Origin of the sequence: Streptomyces sp. NPDC001530 (assembly GCF_042894545.1) — a bacterium.
In the GTDB taxonomy this organism is placed as follows: domain Bacteria; phylum Actinomycetota; class Actinomycetes; order Streptomycetales; family Streptomycetaceae; genus Streptomyces.
Genome location: NZ_JBIAVS010000009.1, coordinates 38,952 through 61,466, shown reverse-complemented (window position 1 = coordinate 61,466; position 22,515 = coordinate 38,952). Strand labels below are relative to the sequence as shown.

Genomic DNA, 22,515 nt, shown 5'->3' with positions numbered 1-22,515 from the left:
CAGGAGACACAGGAGACACCATGAGCTCTGGACGTGTATCCCGGCATGCCCGCACACGGATGATCGCGGCGGTGGCGACCTTCTGCGCCCTGTCCGCAGCCCCGCTGGCCCCCCGGGCCGCCGCTGCCGACACCCCGCCGTACTCCGAGACCTACAGACCCCAGTTCCACTTCACCCCGGAGAAGAACTGGATGAACGACCCCAACGGCCTCGTGTACTACAAGGGCGAGTACCACCTCTTCTACCAGTACAACCCGCGCGGCAACTCCTGGGGCGACATGTCCTGGGGCCACGCGGTGAGTACGGACCTCGTGCACTGGAAGGAGCTGCCGCTCGCCCTGTCGTACGACGACAAGGAGATGGTGTTCTCCGGCAGCGCGGTCGTCGACTGGAACAACACCACCGGATTCGGCACGAAGAAGAACCCGCCCATGGTGGCGATCTACACCAGCTACGCCAAGGACACGGGCACGCAGGCCCAGTCGCTCGCCTACAGCACCGACCGCGGCCGCACCTGGACCAAATACCAGGGCAATCCCGTCCTCGACATCGGCTCCAGAGAGTTCCGTGACCCCAAGGTCCAGTGGTACGAGCCGACCAAGAGCTGGCTGATGACGGTCTCGCTGTCCACCGAGCACAAGGTGCAGTTCTACTCGTCGAAGAACCTCAAGGACTGGAACCTGCTCAGCGAGTTCGGGCCGGCCGGCGCGACGGGCGGCGTGTGGGAGTGCCCCGACCTGTTCCCCCTCGCGGTCGGCGGGGACGAGAACGACATCAAGTGGGTCCTGGTCGTCAACATCAACCCCGGTGGTATCGCGGGTGGTTCGGGTGCCCAGTACTTCGTCGGCGACTTCGACGGCAAGAAGTTCACCGCCGAGGACAAGGGCACCTACACCCCGCCCGCCGGCACGGTGGTGCAGGACTTCGAGAGCACCGACTTCGGTACGTGGACGACGACCGGCAGCGCGTTCGGCGAGGGACCAGCGGCCGGGGCGCTGGACGGGCAGGGGACCGTCGACGGCTTCGACGGCAAGGGCCTCGCCAACAGCTTCCACGCAGGTGATGGCACCACCGGCACCCTCACCTCACCCGAATTCACCGTCGACAGCTCCTACCTGAACTTCAAGGTCGGCGGCGGACGGCACCCGCACGAGCCCGGAACCGTCATGGAGCAGGGACCTCCGCCCGAGGGGACGGTCCTCGCCGACTTCGAAGGCGGCAGCTACGGCGACTGGACGACGACCGGGGACGCCTTCGGCACGGCACCGGCCACCGGCACCCTCCCCAACCAGCAGGAAGTCTCTGGATACCTGGGCAGCGGCCTGGTCAACACCTACCTGAACGGAGACTCCACCACCGGCATCCTCGCCTCCCATGAATTCACCATCGACAAGGACTACGTCAACTTCCTCGTCGGTGGCGGCAACCACCCCGCCGGCTCCGCCGACCCCACCGCTGTCGAACTCCTCGTCGATGGCCAGGTGGTGCGCAGCGCCACCGGAAAGGACGCCGAGACGCTCAACTGGGCTTCCTGGGAGGTCAAGGACCTCGCGGGCAAGAAGGCGCAGATCAGGATCGTCGACGACAACACCGGCGGCTGGGGGCACATCAACGTCGACCACATGATGCTGTCCGACACCAAGGCCCAGCCCGTCTCCCAGGAGACATCCGTCAACCTGATCGTCGACGGTCAGGTCGTCCGCAGCGCGACCGGCTCCCACAGCGAGACCCTGGACTGGGCCTCCTTCGACCTGCGTCCCTACGCCGGCAAGACGGCGCGCATCCAGATCGTCGACATGAACACCGCCGGCTGGGGCCACATCCTGGCCGACCGGTTCACCGCCGCCGAAAAGCCCGCCAAGTCCGTCGTGCAGCGCGCCGACTGGGCCGACTACGGCAAGGACTACTACGCGGCGGTGTCCTGGGAGAACGTGCCGGGCGGCAAGCGGTACATGATCGGCTGGATGAACAACTGGGACTACAGCGGCGCCATTCCCACCTCCCCCTGGCGCGGCGCGCAAAGCGCCCCCCGGGAGATGGCCCTGCGCACCGTCGACGGCCGGATCCGGCTGACGAGTGAGCCGGTCAACAGCCTGGCGTCCCTCCGGGAGGAGAGCCCGGCGACGGCGGCCGGCGTCACCGTCACAAGCTCCTCACAGCCCCTGATCGGCTCTGCGGCCAGGGGCAAGGCACTCGACATCGAGGCGACCTTCTCCCTCAAGGACGCCGAACGCTTCGGGCTGAAGGTGCGCACCGGCGCCGGGGGCGAGGAGACCGTCATCGGCTACGACACCACGACTCAGGAGTTGTACGTCGACCGAACCCGCTCCGGTGCCGTGGACTTCAACAGCGCCTTCCCCGGCGTCCAGCGAGCACCGCTGCAGGCCAAGAACGGCAAGGTGAAGCTGCGGATCCTCGTCGACTGGTCTTCCGTCGAGGTCTTCGGCGGCAGCGGCGAGGCGGTCATCACCGACCAGATCTTCCCCGACCCCGCCAGCCAGGGAGTGCAGGTCTTCGCCGGGAACGGCTCGGTGAAGTTGGACCAGGCCCGCGTCTGGCGCCTCGACTCCTACCGCGACTGACCCGACCGACCACAGAGGACACATCACCGTGAACAAGACCCTGCTCGCCGAGTTCACCGCCCGCGAGGGAGCGGAGGACGAGGTCGCCCGCCTGATCCTGGACTACGCCCAGAAGGTACGCGAGGAAGACGGCAACCTCGCCTTCGACGTCTACACCAAGGCATCCAACGCGCGCGCCTACTGGATCTTCGAGGTGTACCGGGACGAGGACGCGTTCCAGGCGCACCTGAAGGCCCCGTACGGCGGCCCGTTCAACGCCGCACTCGCCCCGCTGATCGAAGAGGACGCCTCCGTGCTGACCTTCCTCGATCAGGTGGCCTGAGTGTGCCGGGCCCACTTTGCGGGCCCGGCCACCACAACGAACCGTTGGGGCTGATGCGGGCCGCGGCCGAGCGCTTGAGAAGCCTCACGCCACGCCGCGCGGCCCGGTCCGTGTCCCGCCCCTGGTGTACTTCCCCCTTGAACAGTCCGTTGGCGACCATCGAGCCTGCCGCGCCTGCGCGCCCGGGAGAACCGCTGCCTGCGAGGCAACGGCAGGACGCATGAACGAAGAGTGGTCTGGGGAGGAGGCGGATTTATCACTCTCCGTTATGTCCTCGGGCGTGGGGGCGAGGTTGCTGAGAGCAGGGAAGGGAAGACTGACCTGCCCCCGTGATGGGCGCTGGCGCCGTCGACGCGAAACTGAGTCTACCCGGACTCTCCCCAGCGTCGCCGGTTGCCTAAAAACCCTGGTCAGGGGCTCGTTGGGGGGTGAGGAGAGCACCCGCATCACTTCTCCCCAGGGGCTCCCCGGAGCCTGTTACGGCTCCACTTTCAGGAGGTGCGAGAGCGAACAGCGCGAGTGGCTTGAGGAGCGATTGCCTGACTCTAGAGCCAGTCCCGCCGCTTGAAGATCACGTACAAACTGACGCAGACAACCCCCATCAGGCCGATGGCGAAGGGGTATCCGAAGCTCCAGCTGAGCTCCGGCATGTGGTCGAAATTCATGCCACAAATGGTCCCGACGAGCGTGGGAGCAAAGAGAATCGCCGCCCAGCTGGAGATCTTCTTGAAGTTGTCTGCCTGGTGGCGCTGACCTGCAGCGATGCCGCTGATCAAGTCTCTGGCCTGGGCTGATCCGTCTTTCTGGGTCTTTCAGGCTGGCGCCGGGTTACGCAGTCGGTTCTCCCCACGCGCTCCCCAGAGCCGCTCGTACTCCCCAGATTCTCCCCAGAGAACGGCCCTGCCTGCGGTCGGTTGGGCGCGCTGCGGAAGCTCCTTCGATTCGTCTGGCGGTCACAAGCCCGATCGGATGCTCAGAAAGTGACCACCACTCGCCCCCGGAGGCCGCCTGCCTCCAGCAGCCGGTGCGCTTCGGGGGCGTGCTCGGCCGGCAGGGTCCGCGCGACCCGCGGGGTGAGGCTGCCCTTCTCCGCCAGTTCGCGCAGACGGTCGAGCTTGGCGTGCTCGCGGGCGTACTGCGGGACGAAGGTGTTCCGGGTCTCGATGCCGCGTTCGGCGGGTACCTGGACGCCGCCGACCGACGATGCCACCCGGCCGCCGTCGCGTACCGCGCGGATGGCGAGGGCGGCGATGCCCACGGTGTCGACGAGGCCGTCGACTCCGTCGGGTATCTCCTTGCGTACCAGTTCTGGGAAATCGGTACCTCGCAGCAGGACGACGTCGGCGCCGAGGTCCTTCACCAGCTGCTCGTCCTTCGGTGCCGCGTCGGCGATCACCCGGAACCCGTCCGCCTTGGCCAGCTGGACGGCGTAGCCGCCGACCGCGCCGGCCGCTCCGGTGACCGCCACGGTGGCGCCCGCGGGAAGTTCCAGCAGGTCCAGCGCCATGTGGGCCGTCAGTCCGTTCATCGGGAGCGTGGCGGCCTCGATGTCGGTTGCGCCCGCAGGGGCGCGGACCACCGACTCGGCGGGCACTACCACGTGCTCGGCGTACGCTCCGTGCGTCCCGGAGACGACCACGACGGCCATGACGTGGTCGCCGACGGCGAGGTCGGTGTCGACTCCCTTGCCGATCTGGTCGACCACGCCCGCCGCGTCCATCCCGGGAACATAGGGCGGCTCGGCGTCGGAGACGAAGGCGATTCCGCGGCGTACCAACGTGTCGACGGGGTTGACCGTCGCCGCGTGCACCCGTATTCGTATCTCGCCTGGCCCGGCCTCGGGGACCGGAAGCTCCAGGACCCGCAGTACCTCGGGCCCGCCGAATTCGGTCAGTCCTATCGCCTTCATGGAAAGTCCTTCCTCAGGGATGGGTCATTCGACCGCCGCGCCTCCCGACAGGCGCACCTCTTCGCTGTCGAGGGTGGCCTGCAGGCGGCGCAGTACGGTGTCGTCGATCCGGCGCTCGTCGCGGAGCCGTACGACGGTGGAGCGTTTGTTGGCGATGAGGGCCAGGCGCAGCGCGAGGTAGTCCTGGTGCTGGAGCACGGCGGGGTCGTCGTGGGCGCCCGCGCTCCTGGCCTGGACGGATGCCAGGTGGGCTTCGTACTCCTGGCGCAGCCATTCGGTGATCTTCGGATCGCTCCGCAGGTCGGCGGCGAGCTGGGGCATCGCCTTGATCGCCTCTTCGATGGCGGTGGTCTCGGCGAGGTCGTGTTCTTCGTCGACCGAGGTGTCGGGTAGCAGCTTCGCCCAGCGCACCGCCACCGGCAGCAGCAGTCCCTGCACCACCAGGGTCACGAGGATGACGCCGGAGGTGACGAAGACGATGAAGCTGCGGTCGGGGAACGGCTCGCCCGAGTCGAGGGTCTGCGGCACCGAGAGCACCATCGCGAGCGAGACCGCGCCCCGGAAGCCGGCCAGCCCGTTGACGACACGGGTCCGGTGACCGACGCGGAGGATGCGTTGCTGGGGGCGGCGGTCGAGCGCGCGGACCAGGTAGGTGGAGGCGTACAGGAACGCGAAGCGCACGGCGACGAGCACCACGCAGATGGCACCCACCGCGATCAGCGCGTCCTGGAGATCGGCGCGGCCCAGGTCGCGGACCGCGTACTGCAGTTCCACCCCCACCAGGACGAACAGCGCCCCATTGATGATGAAGGTGGCAAGCGGCCAGAACGCCAGTGCCTGCGTGCGGTGTTCGGCCTGGATGATGCGCGGGGCGACCTGGGACATGATCAGGCCGCTGACGACCACTGCGAGGACACCGGAAGCCTCGACCAGTTCGGCCAGTAGGTATGCGGTGAAAGGCGCGAGGATCATGACCAGGTTGCCCAGCAGGGGATCGGTCAGGCGGCGCCGCAGGTTCATGTTGACCCACGCGACCGCCACCCCGACCAGGGCTCCGCCGCCGTAGGCGAGCAGGAACAACCCGCCGACGTGCGGGATGCTCAGGTGTTCCTCGCCGACCGTGATGCCTACGGCGAGACCGTAGACGACCAGGGCCGTACCGTCGTTGACCAGGCTCTCCGCCCGCAGGACGGTGACCTGACGGCGTGGCAGGGCGCGGGCCAGGACACCGACGGCCGTCGCGTCCGTGGGCGCCATGGCAGCGCCGAGCACCCAGGCCGGCCCCCACGGCAGTCCGAGGGCGTGTCCCGTCGCGGCGACGGCCCAGGCGGTGAGGATGACGAGTACGGTGCTCAGCTGCAGGATGCCGCGCAGGTTGGTGCGGATCTCCCGCAGGGAGGTGGTCAGGCTCTCCCAGTACAGCAGCACCGGCAGGAAGAGCAACAGCACGACTTCCGGCGGCAGTTGGGCGTTCCGTACGGCCGGGATGAACCCCAGGAGCACACCCGTCACGAGCAGGACGACGGGCGGCGCGATGCCGAGGCGCTGGCCCACGACGTTGCCCACCAGCACGGCCACGCCCAGGACCACGACGAGTTCGAGACCGAGCAAGGTGCTTCTCCTGGAGGGGTGAAGGTGCCGCTGTTCAACGGGGTGCGAGCTTCAGGGTCGTGTTCCGCGAGGCCACCATGGGATCGATGTAACTCGTGCCGTAGCGGCCGTACTTGGTGCCGTAGGCGGTGTCGATACGGTCGTTGACGCCGGGGGCGGTGACCTCGATGAGGGTGACGTCCTTGTCGACGCCGCCGGAGCGGATACGGCCCTCGTGGCTGGCCCGGGCCGCGCGGTACCAGGCGCCGGCGCTGCCGCGGAAGGAGCGGACGTAGAGGTCGTCGCCGTCGCGGACGACCCAGATCGGCACGGGTGTGCGTGGCGTTCCGTCGCTGCGCGAGGGGGTCATCTGAAGTTCCTCGGCGTGCTCGATCCGGGTCAGTTCGTCGTTCGTCCAGGTCGTCATGGGCTTGCCTCCTTCACGACCGTGCGGCGGGGGCCCTCGTGGGCGTGAGCGCGGCCGGCGCAGCTCACGCCCACGAGGCGATCGGGTCAGGGCTTGAGGAGGGCCTTGATGGCGCGGCGTTCGTCCATCGCCTTGTAGCCCTCGGCGACCTGCTCCAGCGGCAGCGTGAGGTCGAAGACCTTGCCCGGGTTGATGTGGCCGGACAGCACGCGGTCGATCAGGTCGGGCAGGTAGCGGCGGACAGGCGCCGGGCCGCCGCGCAGGCCGACCTGGGAGAAGAACAGCTCCTGGCCGTCGACGGCCACCTCGTGCGGGACGCCGACGAAGCCGACGTTGCCGCCAGGGCGGGCGGAGTGGAGAGCCTGGCTCATGGACTGCGAGGTGCCGACGCACTCCAGAACGGAGTCGGCGCCGATGCCGCCGGTCAGATCCTTGATGCGGGCGATGCCTTCCTCGCCGCGCTCGCTGACGATGTCAGTGGCGCCGAACTCCAGGGCGAGCTTCTGCCGGGACTCGTGCCGGGACATGGCGATGATCCGCTCCGCGCCCAGCTCCTTCGCGGCGATGACACCGCACAGGCCGACCGCGCCGTCACCGACCACGACGGCCGTCGAGCCGGGCTTGACCTCGGCGGCGAGGGCCGCGTACCAGCCGGTGCCCATCACGTCGGACACGGCCAGCAGGCTCGGCACCAACTCGCCGGAGGGGTGCTCGTCGGTGGCGACCAGGGTGCCGTGGGCGTTGGGGATGCGCACGTACTCGGCCTGGCAGGTGCCCATGAACTCGCGGTTCAGGCAGGAGGACTGCCAGCCCTTCTGGCAGTTCGCGCAGGTGTTGTCGGAGGTGGCGAAGGAGCCGACCACGAACTGGCCCGGCTTGACGTTGCCGACCTCGCTGCCCACTTCCTCGACGATCCCGACGTACTCGTGCCCCATAGGGTGCGGATCGCCGACCGCCTCCAGGCCGCGGTACGGCCACAGGTCCGAGCCGCACACACAGGTGGCGACCGTGCGGATGATCGCGTCCGTCGGCTTGAGGATCTTGGGCTCGGGGGCGTCCTCCACCCGGATGTCACCGGGGGCGTGGATCACGGTTGCGCGCATGACTTTTCTCCTGATGCGTTTCTCGGGCAGCGGTGTCACCCGGACGTGCCGGATTCGTCGACGATGGTCAAAAGGGAAATGGTGTACAGAAGCGCCGACGGCCTGTGAAAATAATTGCCGGTCTCTGACTCTGTCACCGCCCGCAGGGCCCGTACAGAGGAGAATTACACCCCCGGAGAGATGTATCCAGGGATAAAACCTTCCTACCCAGCCGAGTGGCAGACAGCGCAGACTGGCCAGTATGAACAGCAGTGCGCACCGTAAGGAGCTGGGTCAATTCCTGAAGGCCGGGCCGAGCTCAGCCCCCGCACGGTCGGTCTGCCCGAAACCGACCGGCGCCGGCGTGTGGCCGGCCTGCGCCGGGACGAGGTGGCCGTGCTGGCCGCCATCAGCACCGACTACTACACCCGTCTGGAGCAGGGCCGTATGGCCCCGTCCGCGTCCGTGCTGTCCGAGCTCGTCCGGGTCCTGCACCTGAGTGACGACCAGCGGGACCAGCTGTTCGAGCTGGCCGGGAAGGAGGCCGGTCGGGCGCGGCGGCGGGCGCCGCAGAAGGCGCACCCCCGGCTGCGTACCGTGCTGAACGAGCTCAGCGTGGCCCCCGGCGTGATTCTGGGCCAGCACCTGGACTTCCTGGCGTGGAACCCGATGGCCGCCACTCTGTTCTGCACCGATTTCGCGAATGTCCCCAAGCCCCAGCGCAACTACGTCCGGCAGCTCTTCACCGACCCGGCTATGAGAACGCTGTACGCCGACTGGGAGGACTCCGCCCGCAACGCCGTGGCCGTCCTGCGGCAGCAGGCCGCGGCCTGCCCCGGCGACCGGAGACTGGCCGACCTCGTCGGTGAGCTGTCGGTGCAGGACGGCCAGTTCCGCCAGTGGTGGGGAGGCCGCCCTGTGGTGCCCCGGACCGGCGGCACCAAGGTGTTCCACCACCCGGTCGCCGGTGAACTCTCCCTCGCCTGGGACGCCCTCACCTGCGTGGCCGACCCCGACCAGCAGCTGATCGTCTGGAGCGCCGAACCCGACTCGCGTACGTACGAGGGCCTGCGCTTCCTTTCCTCCTGGGCGGCGACCTCCGCCATGAATTCGTAAAATCGGCAGACGATTCCCGGCGTAAAGCCAGGGATAAATCCTTCCTACCCTCGCTGTTGAATTCCGTGCCATGCTTCCAGAGCACGATTCACGCAATCCCTTTCGAGATCCTTTTCGAGGAGCAATACCCCCATGTCCTCCACCTCCCGCCCCACTGTCGCCGTCGCTTTCCATTCCGGCTACGGCCACACCGCCGTCATAGCCGAGGCCGTGGCGCGCGGTGCCGCGGAAGCCGGTGCCGAGGTGATCTCCATCCCCGTGGACACGATCACCGACGAGCAGTGGACGCAGCTGGACGCCGCCGACGCCATCATCTTCGGTGCCCCCACTTACATGGGCACCGCCTCCGCCGCCTTCCACACCTTCGCCGAGGCGAGCAGCAAGCGCTGGTTCACCCAGACCTGGGTCGACAAGATCGCCGCCGGTTTCACCAACTCCGGTGCCAAGAACGGCGACAAGTCCTCGACCCTGGGCTACTTCTTCACCATGGCCGCCCAGCACGGTATGCACTGGGTCAGCCTCGGCGTCCAGCCGGGCTGGGCCTCCACCGAGGGCAGCGAGAACGACATCAACCGTCTGGGTTACTTCGTCGGTGCGGGCGCGCAGACCCCGGTCGATGCCGGCCCGGAGGCGGTCCACAAGTCGGACATCGCCACCGCCGAGGGCCTCGGCGCCCGCGTCGCGCAGCAGACCGCCTTCTTCCGCGCCGGCCGCGCCGCTCTCGCCGCCTGAGACAAGCCCCCCTGTAGATCCCCAAGGAGCACCCTCATGTCCGATTCCCCGAACCTCGCTCTCGTCCGCCGCCTCTACGACTCCGGCATGGCCCCGGACGTCGTCGCGGAGGTCATCGACCCCGAGATCGTCTGGGACATCACCCCCGGCTTCCCCTACGGCGGCGTCTACAAGACCTGGGCGAGCGCCGGCGGCGACTTCTTCGGCCGGCTCGCGCCGCGCTTCACCTCCTTTGGCGCGGTGGCCGAGGAGTTCTACGACGCCGGTGAGCACGTGTTCGTGCGCGGTCACTACCACGCTGTGGCCAAGTCCGGTGAGGAGTCGGACGCCCGCTTCATCCACCTGTGGACGGTCGGCGACGGCAAGCTCACCCACCTCGTACAGGCCGCCGACAGCCACGTCGTCCAGCAGGCCGCGAACAACTGACCGCCCGCACTCACCCCTGGGAGCACCCCATGGCGAAGATCCTCTTCCTCATCACCGCCGCCGACCACTGGACCCTGGCCGACGGGTTCGAGCAGCCGGCCGGCTTCTGGGCCGAGGAGGCCATCGGCCCGTACGGCGTCTTCAAGGAGGCCGGCTACGAGATCGCCGCGGCCACCCCCGGTGGCGTCCCGCCGACCGCCGACGACCTCAGCCTCACCCCGGACTTCAACGGCGGCGAGGAGGGCGCCGAGCAGATGAAGACCGCACTGCGCGAGGCCACCGAACTGGCGAACCCCATCCGTATTGAGGACGTGAACATCGACGACTACGACGCCGTGTTCGTCCCCGGCGGCTGGGGCCCGATGGAGGACCTGTCCGACGACCCCGCGGCCGGCAAGCTGCTCGGCGACTGGCTCGCCTCCGGCAAGCTCGTGACGCTGGTGTGCCACGGCCCGGCCGCGCTGCTGTCCACCGTGGACGCCGACGGCAAGTCCCCGTTCTCCGGCTACCGCCTGACCGGTCTGTCCAACTCCGAGGAGATCCAGAACGGCCTCGCGGACCGGGCGAAGTGGCTGCTTGAGGACCGTCTCGTCTCGGACGTGGGCGCGGACTACCACAAGGGTGAGGAGAACTTCGCCCCCCACCTCGAGGTGGACCGCAACCTCATCACCGGCCAGAACCCCGCCTCGGCCGTCCCGCTGGCCCAGGAAGTCGTCAAGACCCTCGGCTGACGACACCCCGCACCGCCGCTCAAAGGTTCAAAGAAAGAGGTAGTACCGATGGACAGCAACGCGACTCTCCCCAGCGTCGGCCAGACCTGGCTGGCGGACCTCGGCCCGGACACCCCGCTTGGCCACTTCACGGTGGAGATCACCTTCGACTCGGCGACCCAGGTCAGCTTCGAGGTGACGGGCGGCGCCATCAAGGGCCGTAAGCAGACGATGGAGTACACCACCACCCAGCTCCGCCACGGCCTGTTCGTCGTCCGCTGGACCGAGCCCGACGCTGGTGACCACGTCACTCACATCGAGGACTACACCGAGGGCACCTGCATGGCCAGCTCGGTCATCGGTGGCGAGTTCGTCCAGCTCCACGGGAAGTGGACCCGCGTCCGCTGATCCCACAGGGCAGCGCGCTTCTCGACGGTGAGGACTTCCAGGGACAAATCTCTCCCCCTGACAACACCGCTTTCCGGTGTCAGGGTGATGGCATGAACCGCGATCCTCACCGCCACGATCTGGGGGAATTCCTCAAGGCGCGCCGTGCCGAGCTCGACCCGGCCGCCGTCGGCCTGCCCGACGGCGGCTCGCGTCGCGTCGCGGGCCTGCGCCGTGAGGAGGTCGCTGTACTGGCGGCCATCAGCACCGATTACTACGCCCGCCTCGAACAGGGCCGTATCCAGCCGTCGCCGTCGGTGCTGGAGTCCCTGGCCCGCGTGCTGCGCCTGGACGAGGATCAGCGCGCCTACCTGTACGAGCTCGCGGCCAAGGACGAATTCCGCCCACCCCGCCGGCAGCCGCGCCTCAAGGCGCAGCCGCAGTTGCAGCGCATGCTCGACGACATGGCGCACACTCCCGCGTTCGTGATCGGGCCGCGCACCGAGATCGTCGCCTGGAACGCCATGGGCGCCGCCCTGATCACCGACTTCGGCAAGATCCCCGAGAAGCAGCGGTACTACATCAGGCTGCTCATCACGGACCCCGCGATGCGCGAGCTGTACGCGGACTGGGAGGGCGTCACCCGGCTCGCCATCGCGCAGATGCGGATGCACAACGCGAACAACCCCGGTGACCCGCAGCTGACCTCCTTGGTGGGCGAACTCTCGGTCCGGGACGAGCAGTTCCGCCAGTGGTGGGGTTCCCACCACGTCGCCGTCCGGGACACCGGGACCAAGCACCTGCGCCACCCCGTCGTCGGCGACCTGCACCTCGACTGGAACGCCGTCACCTGGGCCGCCGTCCCCGACCTGGCGATCATCGTCTGGACCGCCGAATCCGGCACCCCGACGCATGACAGCCTGCGCATGCTGGCTTCCTGGGCAGCGGACCCGAGCCACTCGACCAGCGACAGCCCCGCCTGACCGCCACTCGGGCATTCCCTTCGTCGCCCAGGTATTCCCTTCAAAGGGGGAGCCTCCTCCTACGCGCCCCGCGCCTAGGAAGAGGCTCTCCCTTTCGTGTACGGCTCTCCTGGCACGCTCGTCACGAGGCCCACCGCGCCGCGCGTCCCCGCCCGTGGTCCGGCCTTCTCCCCACCGACAGAACCGGTTTCCTCAGCGCCGAGGCGTCCGACCTGCCTGCTCATCCGCCAGGAAAGAGACCCCTTTCCCCATGTCCCTGACCCAGTCCCGCCCCGGGACGCTGCCCTCGGCCGCCCCCGAACCGCGCTGGACCGCCCGCCTCTGGGCCGTCCTCGCCGTGCTGTGCCTCGTGCTGTTCCTCGACGGCCTCGACGTCTCCATGGTCGGCGTCGCCCTGCCCTCCATCGGCCACGACCTCGGCATGGCCACCGGCTCACTGCAGTGGATCATCAACGGCTACGTCCTCGGCTACGGCGGCCTGATGCTGCTCGGCGGCCGCACCGCCGACCTGCTGGGCCGCCGCCGGGTCTTCCTCGTCGCGCTGGCCGTCTTCGCCGCCGCCTCGCTGCTCGGCGGGTTCGTCGACAGCGGTTCGCTGCTGATCGCCACCCGCTTCGTCAAGGGCGTGGCCGCCGCCTTCACCGCGCCCGCCGGCCTGTCGATCCTCACCACGACGTTCCCGGAGGGCCCGCAGCGCAACCGGGCGCTGTCGGTCTTCAGCCTCTTCGGCGCCCTGGGCTACTCCTCGGGCCTGATCCTGGGCGGTCTGCTCACCGGGATCGGCTGGCGCTGGACCTTCCTCATGCCGGTCCCGCTCGCCCTGCTCGCCCTGGTCGTCGGCCTGATCCTGATCCCGCGCGACCGCCGCACCGAGACCGGCGGCCAGGACCCGGCCGGAGCGGTCACCCTCACCGCGGGCATGCTGCTCGCCGTCTACGCCGTGGTCACGGCCCCGCAGACGGGCTGGACCTCCGCGGCGACGCTCGCCGCCTTCGGCTTCGCCGCCCTGCTGTTGCTCGCCTTCGTCCTGATCGAGCAGCGGGTCCGGCATCCGCTGGTCCGCTTCGGCATCCTGCGCAAGGCCACCACGGTCCGGGCCAACCTCAGCATCGTCGCGCTGATGGGCTCCTACCTCAGCTTCCAGTTCATGATGACGCTGTACCTCCAGGACGGGCTCGGCTGGTCGCCCCTGCGCATGGCCTTCGCGCTGCTGCCGGTCGGCCTGATCGTCGCCGTCGGCTCGCCCCTCACCGGCAGACTCGTCAACCGCTTCGGCACAGCACCGCTGATCATCGCCTCGATGACCTCGCTGACGCTCGGCTACGTGTGGTTCCTGGCGACGGCCGGCTCCTCACCCGACTACCTGCTCGCCATGCTCCCGTCCCTGCTGCTCCTGGGCGGCGGCTTCGCGTTCGGCTACAGCGCGATCATGTCCCAGGCCACCGAGGGCATCGACGACTCCGAACAGGGCCTCGCCTCTGGCCTGGTGCAGACCTCGGGCCAGGTCGGTGCCGCCCTCGTCCTCGCCGTACTCACCGCCGTGGTCGCTCAAGCGGGCGACAGCGGCGGCGACTTCACCGCCTTCCGGCCCGGCCTGAACCTGGTCACCGGCGTCGCGGCGATCGGGCTGCTCCTGAACCTGGTCCCCGTGCTGCGTCTGCGGCGGCGCTGAGCCCCGACAGACCGAAAGCCGACCCGGGGCCAGCCCCGGGTCGGCTTTTCTGCGAGCACCGCTCACGCGAGGTTCTTGGTGAAGAACTCCTCCAGCTTGTCGAACGGGATCAGGTCCGTCTTGTCGTACAGATCCACGTGGTTGGCACCCGGGACGACGTACAACTCCTTCGGCTCCGCGGCGAGTTCGCAGGCATCTTCGCTGAAGTAGCGCGAGTGCGCGTGCTCGCCCACGACGAACAGCAGGGCCCGCGGCGAGATCGACGCGATGTGCATCAGCAGCGGGAAGTTCATGTACGCCATGGTGCTTGGTCAGCGTGAACTGCGTGATGGCGTTGGGGTGGTAGCCCCGCGGGGTGGAGTAGAACTCGCCGAACTCGCGACCGATCGGGTCGGTGTTCTCGTCGAAACCGATCGGGGCCCCGCGCGGGGCCAGTGCGGGATGCCCGGCCTCGAAGTCCGCGTACCGCTGCTCGGCGAGCTCGTCGAGAATGTGGATGCGGTCCTCCTCGGTGATCGAGTCCTGGTAGCCCTTCGAGTAGGCCCGGGCGATGTCGTACATGCTGGTCGTCGCGACCGCCTTGATACGCCGGTCGACCTGGGCGGCGCTGATGGCGAACCCGCCGCTGCCGCACATGCCGATCACGCCGATGCGCTCGCGGTCCACGAAGTCACGCGTGCCCAGGTAGTCGACCGCCGCGCTGAAGTCCTCGGTGAAGATCTCCGGCGAGGTGATGTGCCGCGGCTCGCCGCCGCTGTAGCCGTTGAACGACGGGTCGAACGCGAGCGCCACGAAGCCGCGCAGGGCCATGGTCTGGGCATAGATGCCCGAACCCTGCTCCTTGACCGCGCTGTGCGGCGCGCCGACGATCAGCGCCGGATCCCGCTGAGAGGCGTCGAAGTCCCGGGGCCGGTACAGGTCCGCGGCGATGGTGACGCCGAACCTGTTCTTGTACGACACCGGGGTGCGGGTGACGTTGTCGTCGAGGTCGAAGATGTAGTTGTCCGTGGGGGCCATGTCCCTGTCTTTCCTGGGCTGTTCGTCAGCGGACGTGGCTGTCGAACCAGTCGACAGCGACCTCGGGGTGCTCGCTGAAGTAGTTGTAGCCGTCGAAGCGGCGGGTGCTGTCGGAGTGACAGATACCGGCGAACTTGATGTCGATCAACATGTCGAATTCGCCGACCGGGCGCCGCTCGATGGTGGTGCGCTCCAGCGGAGCCTTCGCGGCGGGAGCGGCGTAAGCAGCAACGGTGGTCATGTGGGGGATCTCCTAGCGGTGCTCTCGCGCCCGGCTGCCTTCCGGCAGGCACGGTGACGAGCATGTCTCGCCACCGGGAAATCACCCAGGGCAGGAATGTGCCTACGTTCGCGGTTCCTACTACCGGCAGGGTCAGGCTCCAGCCCGGCAGCGCGCGAAATGCGCCATGCCTTCAAGAATCCAGTTCGCTCACCGCCTCCTTGCCATGGAGAAGACCACGAGAAGGCAAAGGGGGGATAAAAGTCTCCCTGCCGCGAGTGCCGCCGGTGATGCAAGACTTCCGGCGTGATCGGCCGCCGCTGCCAAGGCGCGCGGTCGCCCTTTCCTCGCGGCGGCGTTGATCCCGCGCCTGCTGCCCCGCTGTTGTTCACGTCTGTCCCGTCCGTGATGCGAAGGCGTACGTATGTCTGCTGACCTCTCTGAATCCGCAGTTCCACCCTCGACGGAATCGGGTGAGTCCCCCTCGGGGCCCAGCCGGCGTACCGTCATCGCCACCGGTGTCGTGGTGGGCGGTGCCGTGGTGGCCGGAGGGACGTTCCTCGCCGGCTCGGAGGAGGCCACCGCCGCGGAAGCGGCGCCCTCCAGCCAGGTCTCCCTGACCGTCAACGGCACCCGCCGCACCGTGACGGTGGACAACCGCACCTCGCTCCTCGACCTGCTGCGCGAGCACCTCGACCTGACCGGCTCCAAGAAGGGCTGCAACGCCGGGGCCTGCGGGGCGTGCACGGTGCTGGTCGACGGGCAGCGGGTCAACTCCTGCCTGACGCTGGCCGTTCGGCTGGAGGGTGCCGAAGTCACCACGATCGAGGGCCTGGCCAAGGGCGACCAACTGCACCCGTTGCAGCAGGCGTTCATCGACGAGGACGCCTTCCAGTGCGGGTACTGCACTCCGGGCCAGATCATGTCCGGCGTCGGCTGCATCCAGGAGGGCCACACCAACTCGCCGGAGGAGATCCGGGAGTACATGAGCGGCAACGTCTGCCGCTGTGGCTGCTACGTCAAGATCGTGCGCGCGGTCGAGCAGACCGCCGCCCGGAAGTAGGGAGCGGCCCGTGTATCCCTTCGCCTACACCCGCGCGAGCAGCGTCCGGGAAGCCCTGGACGCCGGCAGGCGCGGCGGCCGCTACATCGCCGGCGGCACCACGCTGGTCGACCTGATGCGTGAGACCGTCGAGACCCCCGACACGGTGGTCGACATCAGTGCGCTGCCCCTGCGTGAGATCACTGCCACCAAGGGCGGGGGCATCCTCATCGGCGCCCTGGTCCCGATGTCGGTGGCCACCGCGGACTCGAAGCTGAACTCCCTCTACCCGGTGGCCGCCCAGGCCCTGCGGGGCGCCTCGGCCCAGCTGCGGAACATGGCCACCATCGGCGGCAACATCATGCAGCGCACCCGCTGCACGTACTTCCGTGACGTGACCGCCGACTGCAACAAGCGCGAGCCCGGCTCCGGTTGCGCCGCCCTGCACGGCTACAACCGCGGTCACGCGATCTTGGGCGGCTCCGATCACTGCGTGGCCGTTCACGCCTCCGACTTCGCCGTGGCCCTCACCGCCCTGGAGGCGACCGTCCATCTGCAGGCCCCGGACGGCAAGGAGCGCAGCCTGCCCTTCGCCGACTTCCTGCTCCGGCCCGGCAGCACTCCGCAGCGCGAACAGAACATCCGGCGGGGTGAGTTGATCACGGCGGTCCAGATCCCGGCGTATCCGCGCCCGCTCAAGTCGGCCTACCTGAAGATCCGCGACCGGCAGTCCTACTCGTTCGGGCTCGCCTCGGCGGCCGTCGCGCTGCATGTGCGCGGCGGAGTGATCCGCGAGGCGAAGGTCGCGGCTGGCGGTGTGGCCACGGTGCCGTGGAAGCTGTCCGCCGTCGAGCGGGCCCTGATCGGCGAGCGCCCCTCGGACCGACTGTGGACCGAAGCCGCCAGTCACGCGGCCGACGGCGCCCGCCCCCTCCAGCACAACCGGTTCAAGGTCGAGCTCCTGAAGCGAACCGTCGAACGCCAGCTGCGCACTGTAGGAGAAATGGAATGAGCCCCCAGCCGCAGGCAGCCGTAGGTGCGCCGCTGTCCCGGGTGGACGGTCGGCTGAAGGTCACGGGCAAGGCGGAGTACGCCGCGGAGCACGACATCAAGGGTGTCGTGCACGCCGTCATCGTCGACGCGAGCATCGGACGCGGCCGCATCAGGTCCATCGATACACGCGCCGCCGAGAAACACGCGGGCGTGCTACGGGTGATCCACCACGGCAACGCCCCGAAGCTGGCCTACCGCGACAACGCCGGGTCCAACAACCCGGCCGGGCGCAGACTGCGCGTCTTCCAGGACGACCAGGTGCTCTTCCACGGCCAGCCCGTCGCCGTTGTGGTGGCCACCACCCTGGAGGCCGCCCAACACGGCGCCAGCCTGGTCAAGGTCCGTTACGACGCCGAAAAGCCCTCGACCGACATCACCAAGGCCAAGCCGGGCGACCCCACGAACTACGCGCGCGGGGACGCGGAAGCAGGGCTGCGCTCGTCCGCCGTACGGCTGGACCTGACGTACGAACTGGCCCGAAACCACCACAACCCGATGGAGCCGCACGCCACCGTCGCCCGCTGGGACGGCAACCGGCTCACGGTGTGGGACAAGACGCAGTGGGTGATGGGCACGCACGACGAGATCGCCGCGGTCTTCGACCTCCCGGCGGACGCGGTGCGGGTCATCAACCCGTTCGTCGGCGGTGGCTTCGGCAGTGGACTGCGCTGCTGGCCGCACACGATCGTCGCCGCGCTGGCCGCGCGGGTGACGCGGCGCCCGGTGAAGCTGGTGCTGTCGCGCAAGCAGATGTACTTCGGCACCGGATTCCGGCCGGCCTACGAGTACCGGCTGCGCCTCGGCAGCGACCGGCGCGGTCGGCTGAACGCCGCGATCCACGACATCGACCACGAGACCTCGTCGTACGAGACGTTCTTCGAGGCCGTCCTGGGCACGGGCCAGATGATGTACAGCATGCCCAACGTCCGCCAGGCGTACCGGCAGGTGCCGTTGGACGTGAACACCCCGATCTGGATGCGCGGACCCGGCTTCGCCCCCGCGTCGTTCGTGATCGAGTCGGCCATGGACGAGCTCGCGCACGAACTCGGCGTCGATCCGATCGAGCTGCGTCGGCGCAACGAACCGGCCGAGGACGAGTCGACGAACGAGCCGTTCTCCACCCGGCGACTGAGCGAGTGCTACACGGTAGGCGCCCGCGAGTTCGGCTGGGACCGGCGTAACCCCGAGCCGCGCTCCACACGGGACGGGAACCTGCTGATCGGCCTGGGCATGGCCGCCGGGGCCTACGACTGCGGGCGGTATCCGGGGCAGGCCAGGGCGCGGCTGGATGCCGACGGCACGGCGGTCGTGGAGGCGGCCACCACCGACATGGGGCCGGGCACGTACACCTCCCAGACCCAAGTCGCCGCGGACGCCCTCGGGTTGACCATGCGCACGGTCACGTTCCGGCTGGGGGACTCGGAGTATCCGTTCACCTCGCCGCACGGCGGTTCGTCGACCATGGCCAGTGTCGGCTCGGCCGTCGTCGACGCCTGCAACAAGGTGCGGCAGCAGGCGATCAAGCTGGCCGTGGAGGACCGGGAGTCGCCGCTGTACGGAGTGAACGCGGACGACGTCGTCGTGCGCAACGGCCGACTGCACGACCGGAACAACACGGCGCGCGGGGAGACGTACAAGAGCCTGCTGGCCCGCAATGACCGCTCCCACCTGGAGGCGAACGGTTCCTACGAAGGGCCTGGATCCGAGCGGTCCGCCTACTTCGCCTACAGCGCGACCTTCGCCGAGGTATCGGTGGACGCGGACCTGGGGCTGGTGCGAGTGCGGCGGATGCTCGGCGTGTACGACGCGGGGCGGATCATCAGCCCCAAGCTCGCCGAGAGCCAGGCTTTCGGCGGGATCGTGGGCGGCATCGGCCAGGCTTTGTTGGAGCACACGGTCACCGACCACCGCGACGGGCGGATCGTGAACTCCGGCCTCGCCGACTATCTCGTGCCCGTGAACGCCGACGTCCCCGAGATCAGGTCGATCTACCTGGAGGGCGAGGACAACGCCGGCAACCTGCTGGGCGTCAAGGGACTCGGCGAGGTCGTCCAGGTGGGTGTGGCGGCCGCGATCGGCAACGCGGTCTTCAACGCCACCGGCCGACGGATCCGCCAACTGCCCATCACCGCCGAGGCGTTGCTCTGACGACACCGCCTCCATAAACGGGTCCGGCAGCCGACCCCCCCGTACGGCTGCCGGACCTCCAAGGGTCGCCGCCGCGCATGCGCCCCCGTGGACGCGGCGGCGGCCCGACCCACCTTCTGTGACAGCGATCGTCTGTTCTGGAGCCCCCATGCTGAACATCGCGGACACACTGCACCGTTGGTGCCGCGAGGAACGCCCCTTCGCCCTGGCCACCGTCGTCGACGTCACCGGCAGCGCACCCCTGCCCATCGGGACGTCGGTGGCGGTCGACGAGGACGGCAACGCCATCGGCAGCATCTCCGGTGGCTGTGTCGAGGGGGCGGTGTACGAGCTGTGTCGGCAGGTGCTGCAGGACCAAGGGCCTGTCCAGCGGACCTGGTTCGGCTACTCCGACGACGACGCCTTCGCCGTCGGGCTGACCTGTGGCGGTGAACTCGGCGTTCTCGTCCAGCGCATCGACCCCGGCGCCCAGCCGCAACTCGGCGCCGCGTTCGCCGAGGCAGTCGAGGGACGGCCCGCCGCCATCGCCCAGGTCGTGGACGGGCCTGAGGGATTGCTCGGCGCCACGTTGAGCGTGCTCGGCGACAGCTGGATCGCCGACCGCGCGCTCGGCGACGGGCCGACCGGCCGGGCCGTGGGAGACCGCGCCACCGCCCAACTCCGCAGCGGAAGCACCGGACTTGTCTCTCTCGGCGGAGACGCCGACACCTGCCCCGAGCAGCTCACCGTCCTCGTCCACGTGGCCGCCACCCGCCCTCGCATGCTCATCTTCGGCGCCATCGACTTCGCCGCCGCCCTCGCCCAGGCCGGCCGCTTCCTCGGCTATCACGTCACCGTGTGCGACGCCCGCTCCGTCTTCGCCACCGAAGTCCGCTTCCCGCACGCCGACGAGGTGGTCGTCGACTGGCCCCACCGCTATCTGGCACGGGCGGCCGTGGACAGTCGTACGGCCGTGTGTGTGCTGACCCATGACGCCAAGTTCGACATCCCCTTGCTGCAGCGGGCACTTGACCTGCCTGTGGGCTACGTCGGTGCGATGGGCTCGCGACGCACACACGACGAACGCCTCCGCCGCCTGCGTGAAGTCGGGGTCATCGAAGGGCAGTTGGCCCGGTTGCGTTCCCCGATCGGCCTCGACCTCGGTGCCCGCACCCCCGAGGAGACGGCCATCTCCATCACCGCCGAGATCATCGCCCACGCCAACGAGAGCACCGGCCTGCCTCTGGCCCGGGTCACCGGTCCGATCCATGCTCATTGACACCTACGGCCGAGTGGCCACCGACCTGAGAGTCTCGCTGACCGACCGGTGCAATCTGCGCTGTACGTACTGCATGCCCGAGGAGGGCCTGCAGTGGCTGGCCAAGCCCGACCTGCTCACGGACGACGAGATCGTCCGCCTGATCGACACCGCGGTCACCTCCCTCGGCATCGAGGAGGTCCGCTTCACGGGCGGCGAGCCGCTGCTGCGCCCGGGCCTGGTGGGCATAGTGGAGCGCGTCGCGGCGTTGGAGCCCCGCCCGCAGATGTCGCTGACGACCAACGGCATCGGCCTCAAGCGCACCGCCACCGCCCTGAAGGCGGCGGGCCTGGACCGGGTCAACGTCTCCCTGGACACCCTCCGCCCGGACGTCTTCAAGACCCTCACCCGCCGGGACCGCCACAAGGACGTCATCGAGGGCCTCTACGCCCCGCGAGGCGGGCCTGACCCCGGTGAAGGTCAACTCGGTCCTCATGCCGGGCCTGAACGACGACGAGGCCCCGGACCTGCTGGCCTGGGCGGTCGAGCACGACTACGAGCTGCGTTTCATCGAGCAGATGCCCCTGGACACCCAGCACGGCTGGAAGCGCGACGGCGTGATCACCGCTGGCGACATCCTCACCTCGCTCCGTACCCGTTTCGAGCTGACGGAGGAGGGCTCGGAGAAGCGCGGCTCGGCCCCGGCAGAACGCTGGCTGGTGGACGGCGGCCCGCACGTCGTGGGCGTCATCGCCTCGGTCACCCGCCCCTTCTGCGCCGCCTGCGACCGCACCCGCCTCACCGCCGACGGCCAGGTACGGACGTGCCTGTTCGCGCGCGAGGAGACCGACCTGCGGGCGGCGCTCCGCTCGGACGCCGGGGACGAGGAGATAGCCCGCATCTGGAAGGTGGCGATGTGGGGCAAGAAGGCAGGCGCGGGCCTGGACGACCCGACGTTCGTCCAGCCGGACCGATCGATGTCAGCGATCGGAGGCTAGACAGTTCTCTCCCAGGAGAGAGGCTTCCTTGGAGAAGCAGTGCCACTGATCGCCGCCGCGCCCGGCTCCGGCGGCTGACGGAGGGGCCCAGGGGGTCAGCTGTTCTGCTGCGACTTCCGCGCGGTGTCGCCTGCCGGGACGGCGCGGAGCATGGCCCTGTAGAGGGCGTCGTGCTCGGGCGAGGCGGGAAGGGGGGCCCGGGCCGGGGCCTCGAAGGACTGGATCATCAGGGCGACAACGCGTCGCCAGGCGTCGGGAGCGGCATCGCCGCAGGCGTTCACGACGCCGAGGTTGGCCATGTGCAGCAGTACCAGGTCCGAGGGGTCGAAGTCCTCGCGCAGCCGGCCCGTGGCCTTGGCGTGACCGATGAGCTGCACCATGCCCTCGTACGCCTCGTTCCGGCGCTGCTCCATGGCCTTGGCGGTGGGGAAGGTCATGGTCAGGACGTCGGCGAAGCCGTTGTCGGCGGCCTGCATCGCGCACGCGGCCTCGATGTAGCCGGTGAAGCCATGCCAGGGATCGGGGTCTTCGAGTGCGGCGGCGACCGCGTCGGCGTAGGCGTCCATGCGGTCGGCGAAGACGGCGGCGACCAGGTCCTCTTTGGCCGGGAAGTGACGGAAGACGGTGGCGATCCCGACGCCTGTCTCGCGGGCCACGGAGGCCATGGAGGCGCCCAGGCCGTCACGTCCGAACACGGTGCGTGCGGCAGCGAGGATCCGCCCCCGGTTGCGCTCGACGTCACTGCGCACGGGCTGGGCGGCGGGGGCGTCGAAGTGCTGGTCGCCGGGATTCATGGGGGCAGTCTAGCAATCGGAAAGCCCTATCCATTTCGTCTGCTACGGTGGTGGCAGTGAACCGGAAA

General features: G+C 69.0%; 20 protein-coding genes and 4 pseudogenes. 15 read left to right on the top strand and 9 right to left on the bottom strand.

Annotated elements, in window-relative coordinates; all coding sequences use genetic code 11:
- The first annotated feature begins 20 nt into the window (after positions 1 to 20).
- Together ACFY0T_RS19540 and ACFY0T_RS19535 are read left to right on the top strand one after the other, a co-directional pair.
- Positions 21 to 2,582 carry a GH32 C-terminal domain-containing protein gene (locus tag ACFY0T_RS19540; protein WP_388871693.1) on the top strand — a complete coding sequence of 854 codons (2,562 nt, stop codon included), beginning with the start codon at positions 21 to 23 and terminating at the stop codon, positions 2,580 to 2,582.
- 28 nt (positions 2,583 to 2,610) lie between these two features.
- Complete coding sequence (locus ACFY0T_RS19535) at positions 2,611 to 2,904, top strand: putative quinol monooxygenase (RefSeq protein ID WP_388871690.1); 294 nt, start codon at positions 2,611 to 2,613, stop codon at positions 2,902 to 2,904.
- A 545-nt stretch (positions 2,905 to 3,449) separates the two neighbouring features.
- Here ACFY0T_RS19535 and ACFY0T_RS19530 read toward each other — a convergent pair.
- The 5 genes and pseudogenes from ACFY0T_RS19530 to ACFY0T_RS19510 form a co-directional block, all read right to left on the bottom strand.
- A pseudogene (locus ACFY0T_RS19530) lies at positions 3,450 to 3,647 on the bottom strand (CorA family divalent cation transporter); the annotation flags it as partial.
- A gap of 230 nt (positions 3,648 to 3,877) precedes the next feature.
- Positions 3,878 to 4,813: an NADP-dependent oxidoreductase gene (locus ACFY0T_RS19525; RefSeq protein WP_388871687.1), complete on the bottom strand. Its 936-nt coding sequence runs from the start codon at positions 4,811 to 4,813 to the stop codon at positions 3,878 to 3,880.
- 24 nt (positions 4,814 to 4,837) lie between these two features.
- Positions 4,838 to 6,424: a Na+/H+ antiporter gene (locus ACFY0T_RS19520; RefSeq protein ID WP_388871684.1), complete on the bottom strand. Its 1,587-nt coding sequence runs from the start codon at positions 6,422 to 6,424 to the stop codon at positions 4,838 to 4,840.
- Positions 6,425 to 6,458: 34 nt separating this feature from the next.
- Entirely contained in the window at positions 6,459 to 6,830 is a 372-nt protein-coding gene (locus ACFY0T_RS19515) for a DUF2255 family protein (RefSeq protein ID WP_388871681.1), read from the bottom strand.
- Positions 6,831 to 6,916: 86 nt separating this feature from the next.
- On the bottom strand, positions 6,917 to 7,933 hold the full coding sequence (locus tag ACFY0T_RS19510; RefSeq protein WP_388871678.1) for a zinc-dependent alcohol dehydrogenase family protein: 1,017 nt from the start codon (positions 7,931 to 7,933) through the stop codon (positions 6,917 to 6,919).
- Between the two features lie 345 nt (positions 7,934 to 8,278).
- Between ACFY0T_RS19510 and ACFY0T_RS19505 the strand changes: the two genes are divergently transcribed.
- From ACFY0T_RS19505 to ACFY0T_RS19475, 7 genes are all read left to right on the top strand, one after another.
- Complete coding sequence (locus ACFY0T_RS19505) at positions 8,279 to 9,028, top strand: helix-turn-helix domain-containing protein (protein ID WP_388871675.1); 750 nt, start codon at positions 8,279 to 8,281, stop codon at positions 9,026 to 9,028.
- A gap of 132 nt (positions 9,029 to 9,160) precedes the next feature.
- On the top strand, positions 9,161 to 9,760 hold the full coding sequence (locus ACFY0T_RS19500; protein WP_388871673.1) for a flavodoxin family protein: 600 nt from the start codon (positions 9,161 to 9,163) through the stop codon (positions 9,758 to 9,760).
- Positions 9,761 to 9,796: 36 nt separating this feature from the next.
- Complete coding sequence (locus ACFY0T_RS19495) at positions 9,797 to 10,186, top strand: nuclear transport factor 2 family protein (protein WP_388871670.1); 390 nt, start codon at positions 9,797 to 9,799, stop codon at positions 10,184 to 10,186.
- Positions 10,187 to 10,215: 29 nt separating this feature from the next.
- The gene (locus tag ACFY0T_RS19490; RefSeq protein ID WP_388871667.1) at positions 10,216 to 10,917 is read left to right on the top strand and encodes a type 1 glutamine amidotransferase domain-containing protein; all 702 of its coding nucleotides are present in this window, start codon (positions 10,216 to 10,218) and stop codon (positions 10,915 to 10,917) included.
- Between the two features lie 48 nt (positions 10,918 to 10,965).
- On the top strand, positions 10,966 to 11,304 hold the full coding sequence (locus tag ACFY0T_RS19485; protein ID WP_388871664.1) for a hypothetical protein: 339 nt from the start codon (positions 10,966 to 10,968) through the stop codon (positions 11,302 to 11,304).
- A 92-nt stretch (positions 11,305 to 11,396) separates the two neighbouring features.
- Positions 11,397 to 12,266 carry a helix-turn-helix transcriptional regulator gene (locus ACFY0T_RS19480; RefSeq protein WP_388871661.1) on the top strand — a complete coding sequence of 290 codons (870 nt, stop codon included), beginning with the start codon at positions 11,397 to 11,399 and terminating at the stop codon, positions 12,264 to 12,266.
- 250 nt (positions 12,267 to 12,516) lie between these two features.
- Positions 12,517 to 13,938 (top strand): MFS transporter, encoded by a 1,422-nt coding sequence (locus ACFY0T_RS19475; RefSeq protein ID WP_388871658.1) that lies wholly within the window; start codon positions 12,517 to 12,519, stop codon positions 13,936 to 13,938.
- A 62-nt stretch (positions 13,939 to 14,000) separates the two neighbouring features.
- Here the strand turns inward: ACFY0T_RS19475 and ACFY0T_RS19470 are convergent, their stop codons facing one another.
- The gene (locus tag ACFY0T_RS19470) at positions 14,001 to 14,231 is read right to left on the bottom strand and encodes an alpha/beta hydrolase (RefSeq protein WP_388872466.1); all 231 of its coding nucleotides are present in this window, start codon (positions 14,229 to 14,231) and stop codon (positions 14,001 to 14,003) included.
- Positions 14,232 to 14,488: 257 nt separating this feature from the next.
- On the opposite strand from ACFY0T_RS19470, the gene ACFY0T_RS19465 reads away from it, so the two are divergent.
- Positions 14,489 to 14,626, top strand: a complete 138-nt coding sequence (locus ACFY0T_RS19465) for a hypothetical protein (RefSeq protein WP_388872463.1) — start codon at positions 14,489 to 14,491, stop codon at positions 14,624 to 14,626.
- Here ACFY0T_RS19465 and ACFY0T_RS19460 read toward each other — a convergent pair.
- Together ACFY0T_RS19460 and ACFY0T_RS19455 are read right to left on the bottom strand one after the other, a co-directional pair.
- Positions 14,569 to 14,748, bottom strand: a pseudogene (locus tag ACFY0T_RS19460) (alpha/beta hydrolase); the annotation flags it as partial. The gene ACFY0T_RS19465 and the pseudogene ACFY0T_RS19460 sit on opposite strands and share 58 nt — an antisense overlap.
- Before the next feature lie 292 nt (positions 14,749 to 15,040).
- Positions 15,041 to 15,196 (bottom strand): annotated as a pseudogene (locus ACFY0T_RS19455) (alcohol dehydrogenase); the annotation flags it as partial.
- A 403-nt stretch (positions 15,197 to 15,599) separates the two neighbouring features.
- Between ACFY0T_RS19455 and ACFY0T_RS19450 the strand changes: the two are divergent.
- The 5 genes and pseudogenes from ACFY0T_RS19450 to moaA all read left to right on the top strand — a co-directional run bounded on the left by ACFY0T_RS19450 (position 15,600) and on the right by moaA (position 21,653).
- On the top strand, positions 15,600 to 16,238 hold the full coding sequence (locus ACFY0T_RS19450) for a (2Fe-2S)-binding protein (RefSeq protein WP_388871655.1): 639 nt from the start codon (positions 15,600 to 15,602) through the stop codon (positions 16,236 to 16,238).
- Positions 16,239 to 16,248: 10 nt separating this feature from the next.
- Positions 16,249 to 17,229, top strand: coding sequence for an FAD binding domain-containing protein (locus ACFY0T_RS19445; RefSeq protein ID WP_388871652.1), 981 nt, complete (start codon positions 16,249 to 16,251; stop codon positions 17,227 to 17,229).
- Positions 17,226 to 19,418, top strand: a complete 2,193-nt coding sequence (locus ACFY0T_RS19440; protein WP_388871649.1) for a xanthine dehydrogenase family protein molybdopterin-binding subunit — start codon at positions 17,226 to 17,228, stop codon at positions 19,416 to 19,418. Before ACFY0T_RS19445 ends, ACFY0T_RS19440 begins: the two co-directional genes overlap by 4 nt.
- 148 nt (positions 19,419 to 19,566) lie before the next feature.
- Positions 19,567 to 20,676, top strand: coding sequence for an XdhC family protein (locus ACFY0T_RS19435; protein ID WP_388871647.1), 1,110 nt, complete (start codon positions 19,567 to 19,569; stop codon positions 20,674 to 20,676).
- Positions 20,666 to 21,653 (top strand): annotated as a pseudogene (moaA, locus tag ACFY0T_RS19430) (GTP 3',8-cyclase MoaA). The gene ACFY0T_RS19435 and the pseudogene moaA overlap by 11 nt, the downstream one beginning before the upstream one ends.
- A gap of 95 nt (positions 21,654 to 21,748) precedes the next feature.
- Here the strand turns inward: moaA and ACFY0T_RS19425 are convergent.
- Positions 21,749 to 22,447 carry a TetR/AcrR family transcriptional regulator gene (locus ACFY0T_RS19425; protein ID WP_388871644.1) on the bottom strand — a complete coding sequence of 233 codons (699 nt, stop codon included), beginning with the start codon at positions 22,445 to 22,447 and terminating at the stop codon, positions 21,749 to 21,751.
- Positions 22,448 to 22,515: the final 68 nt, after the last annotated feature.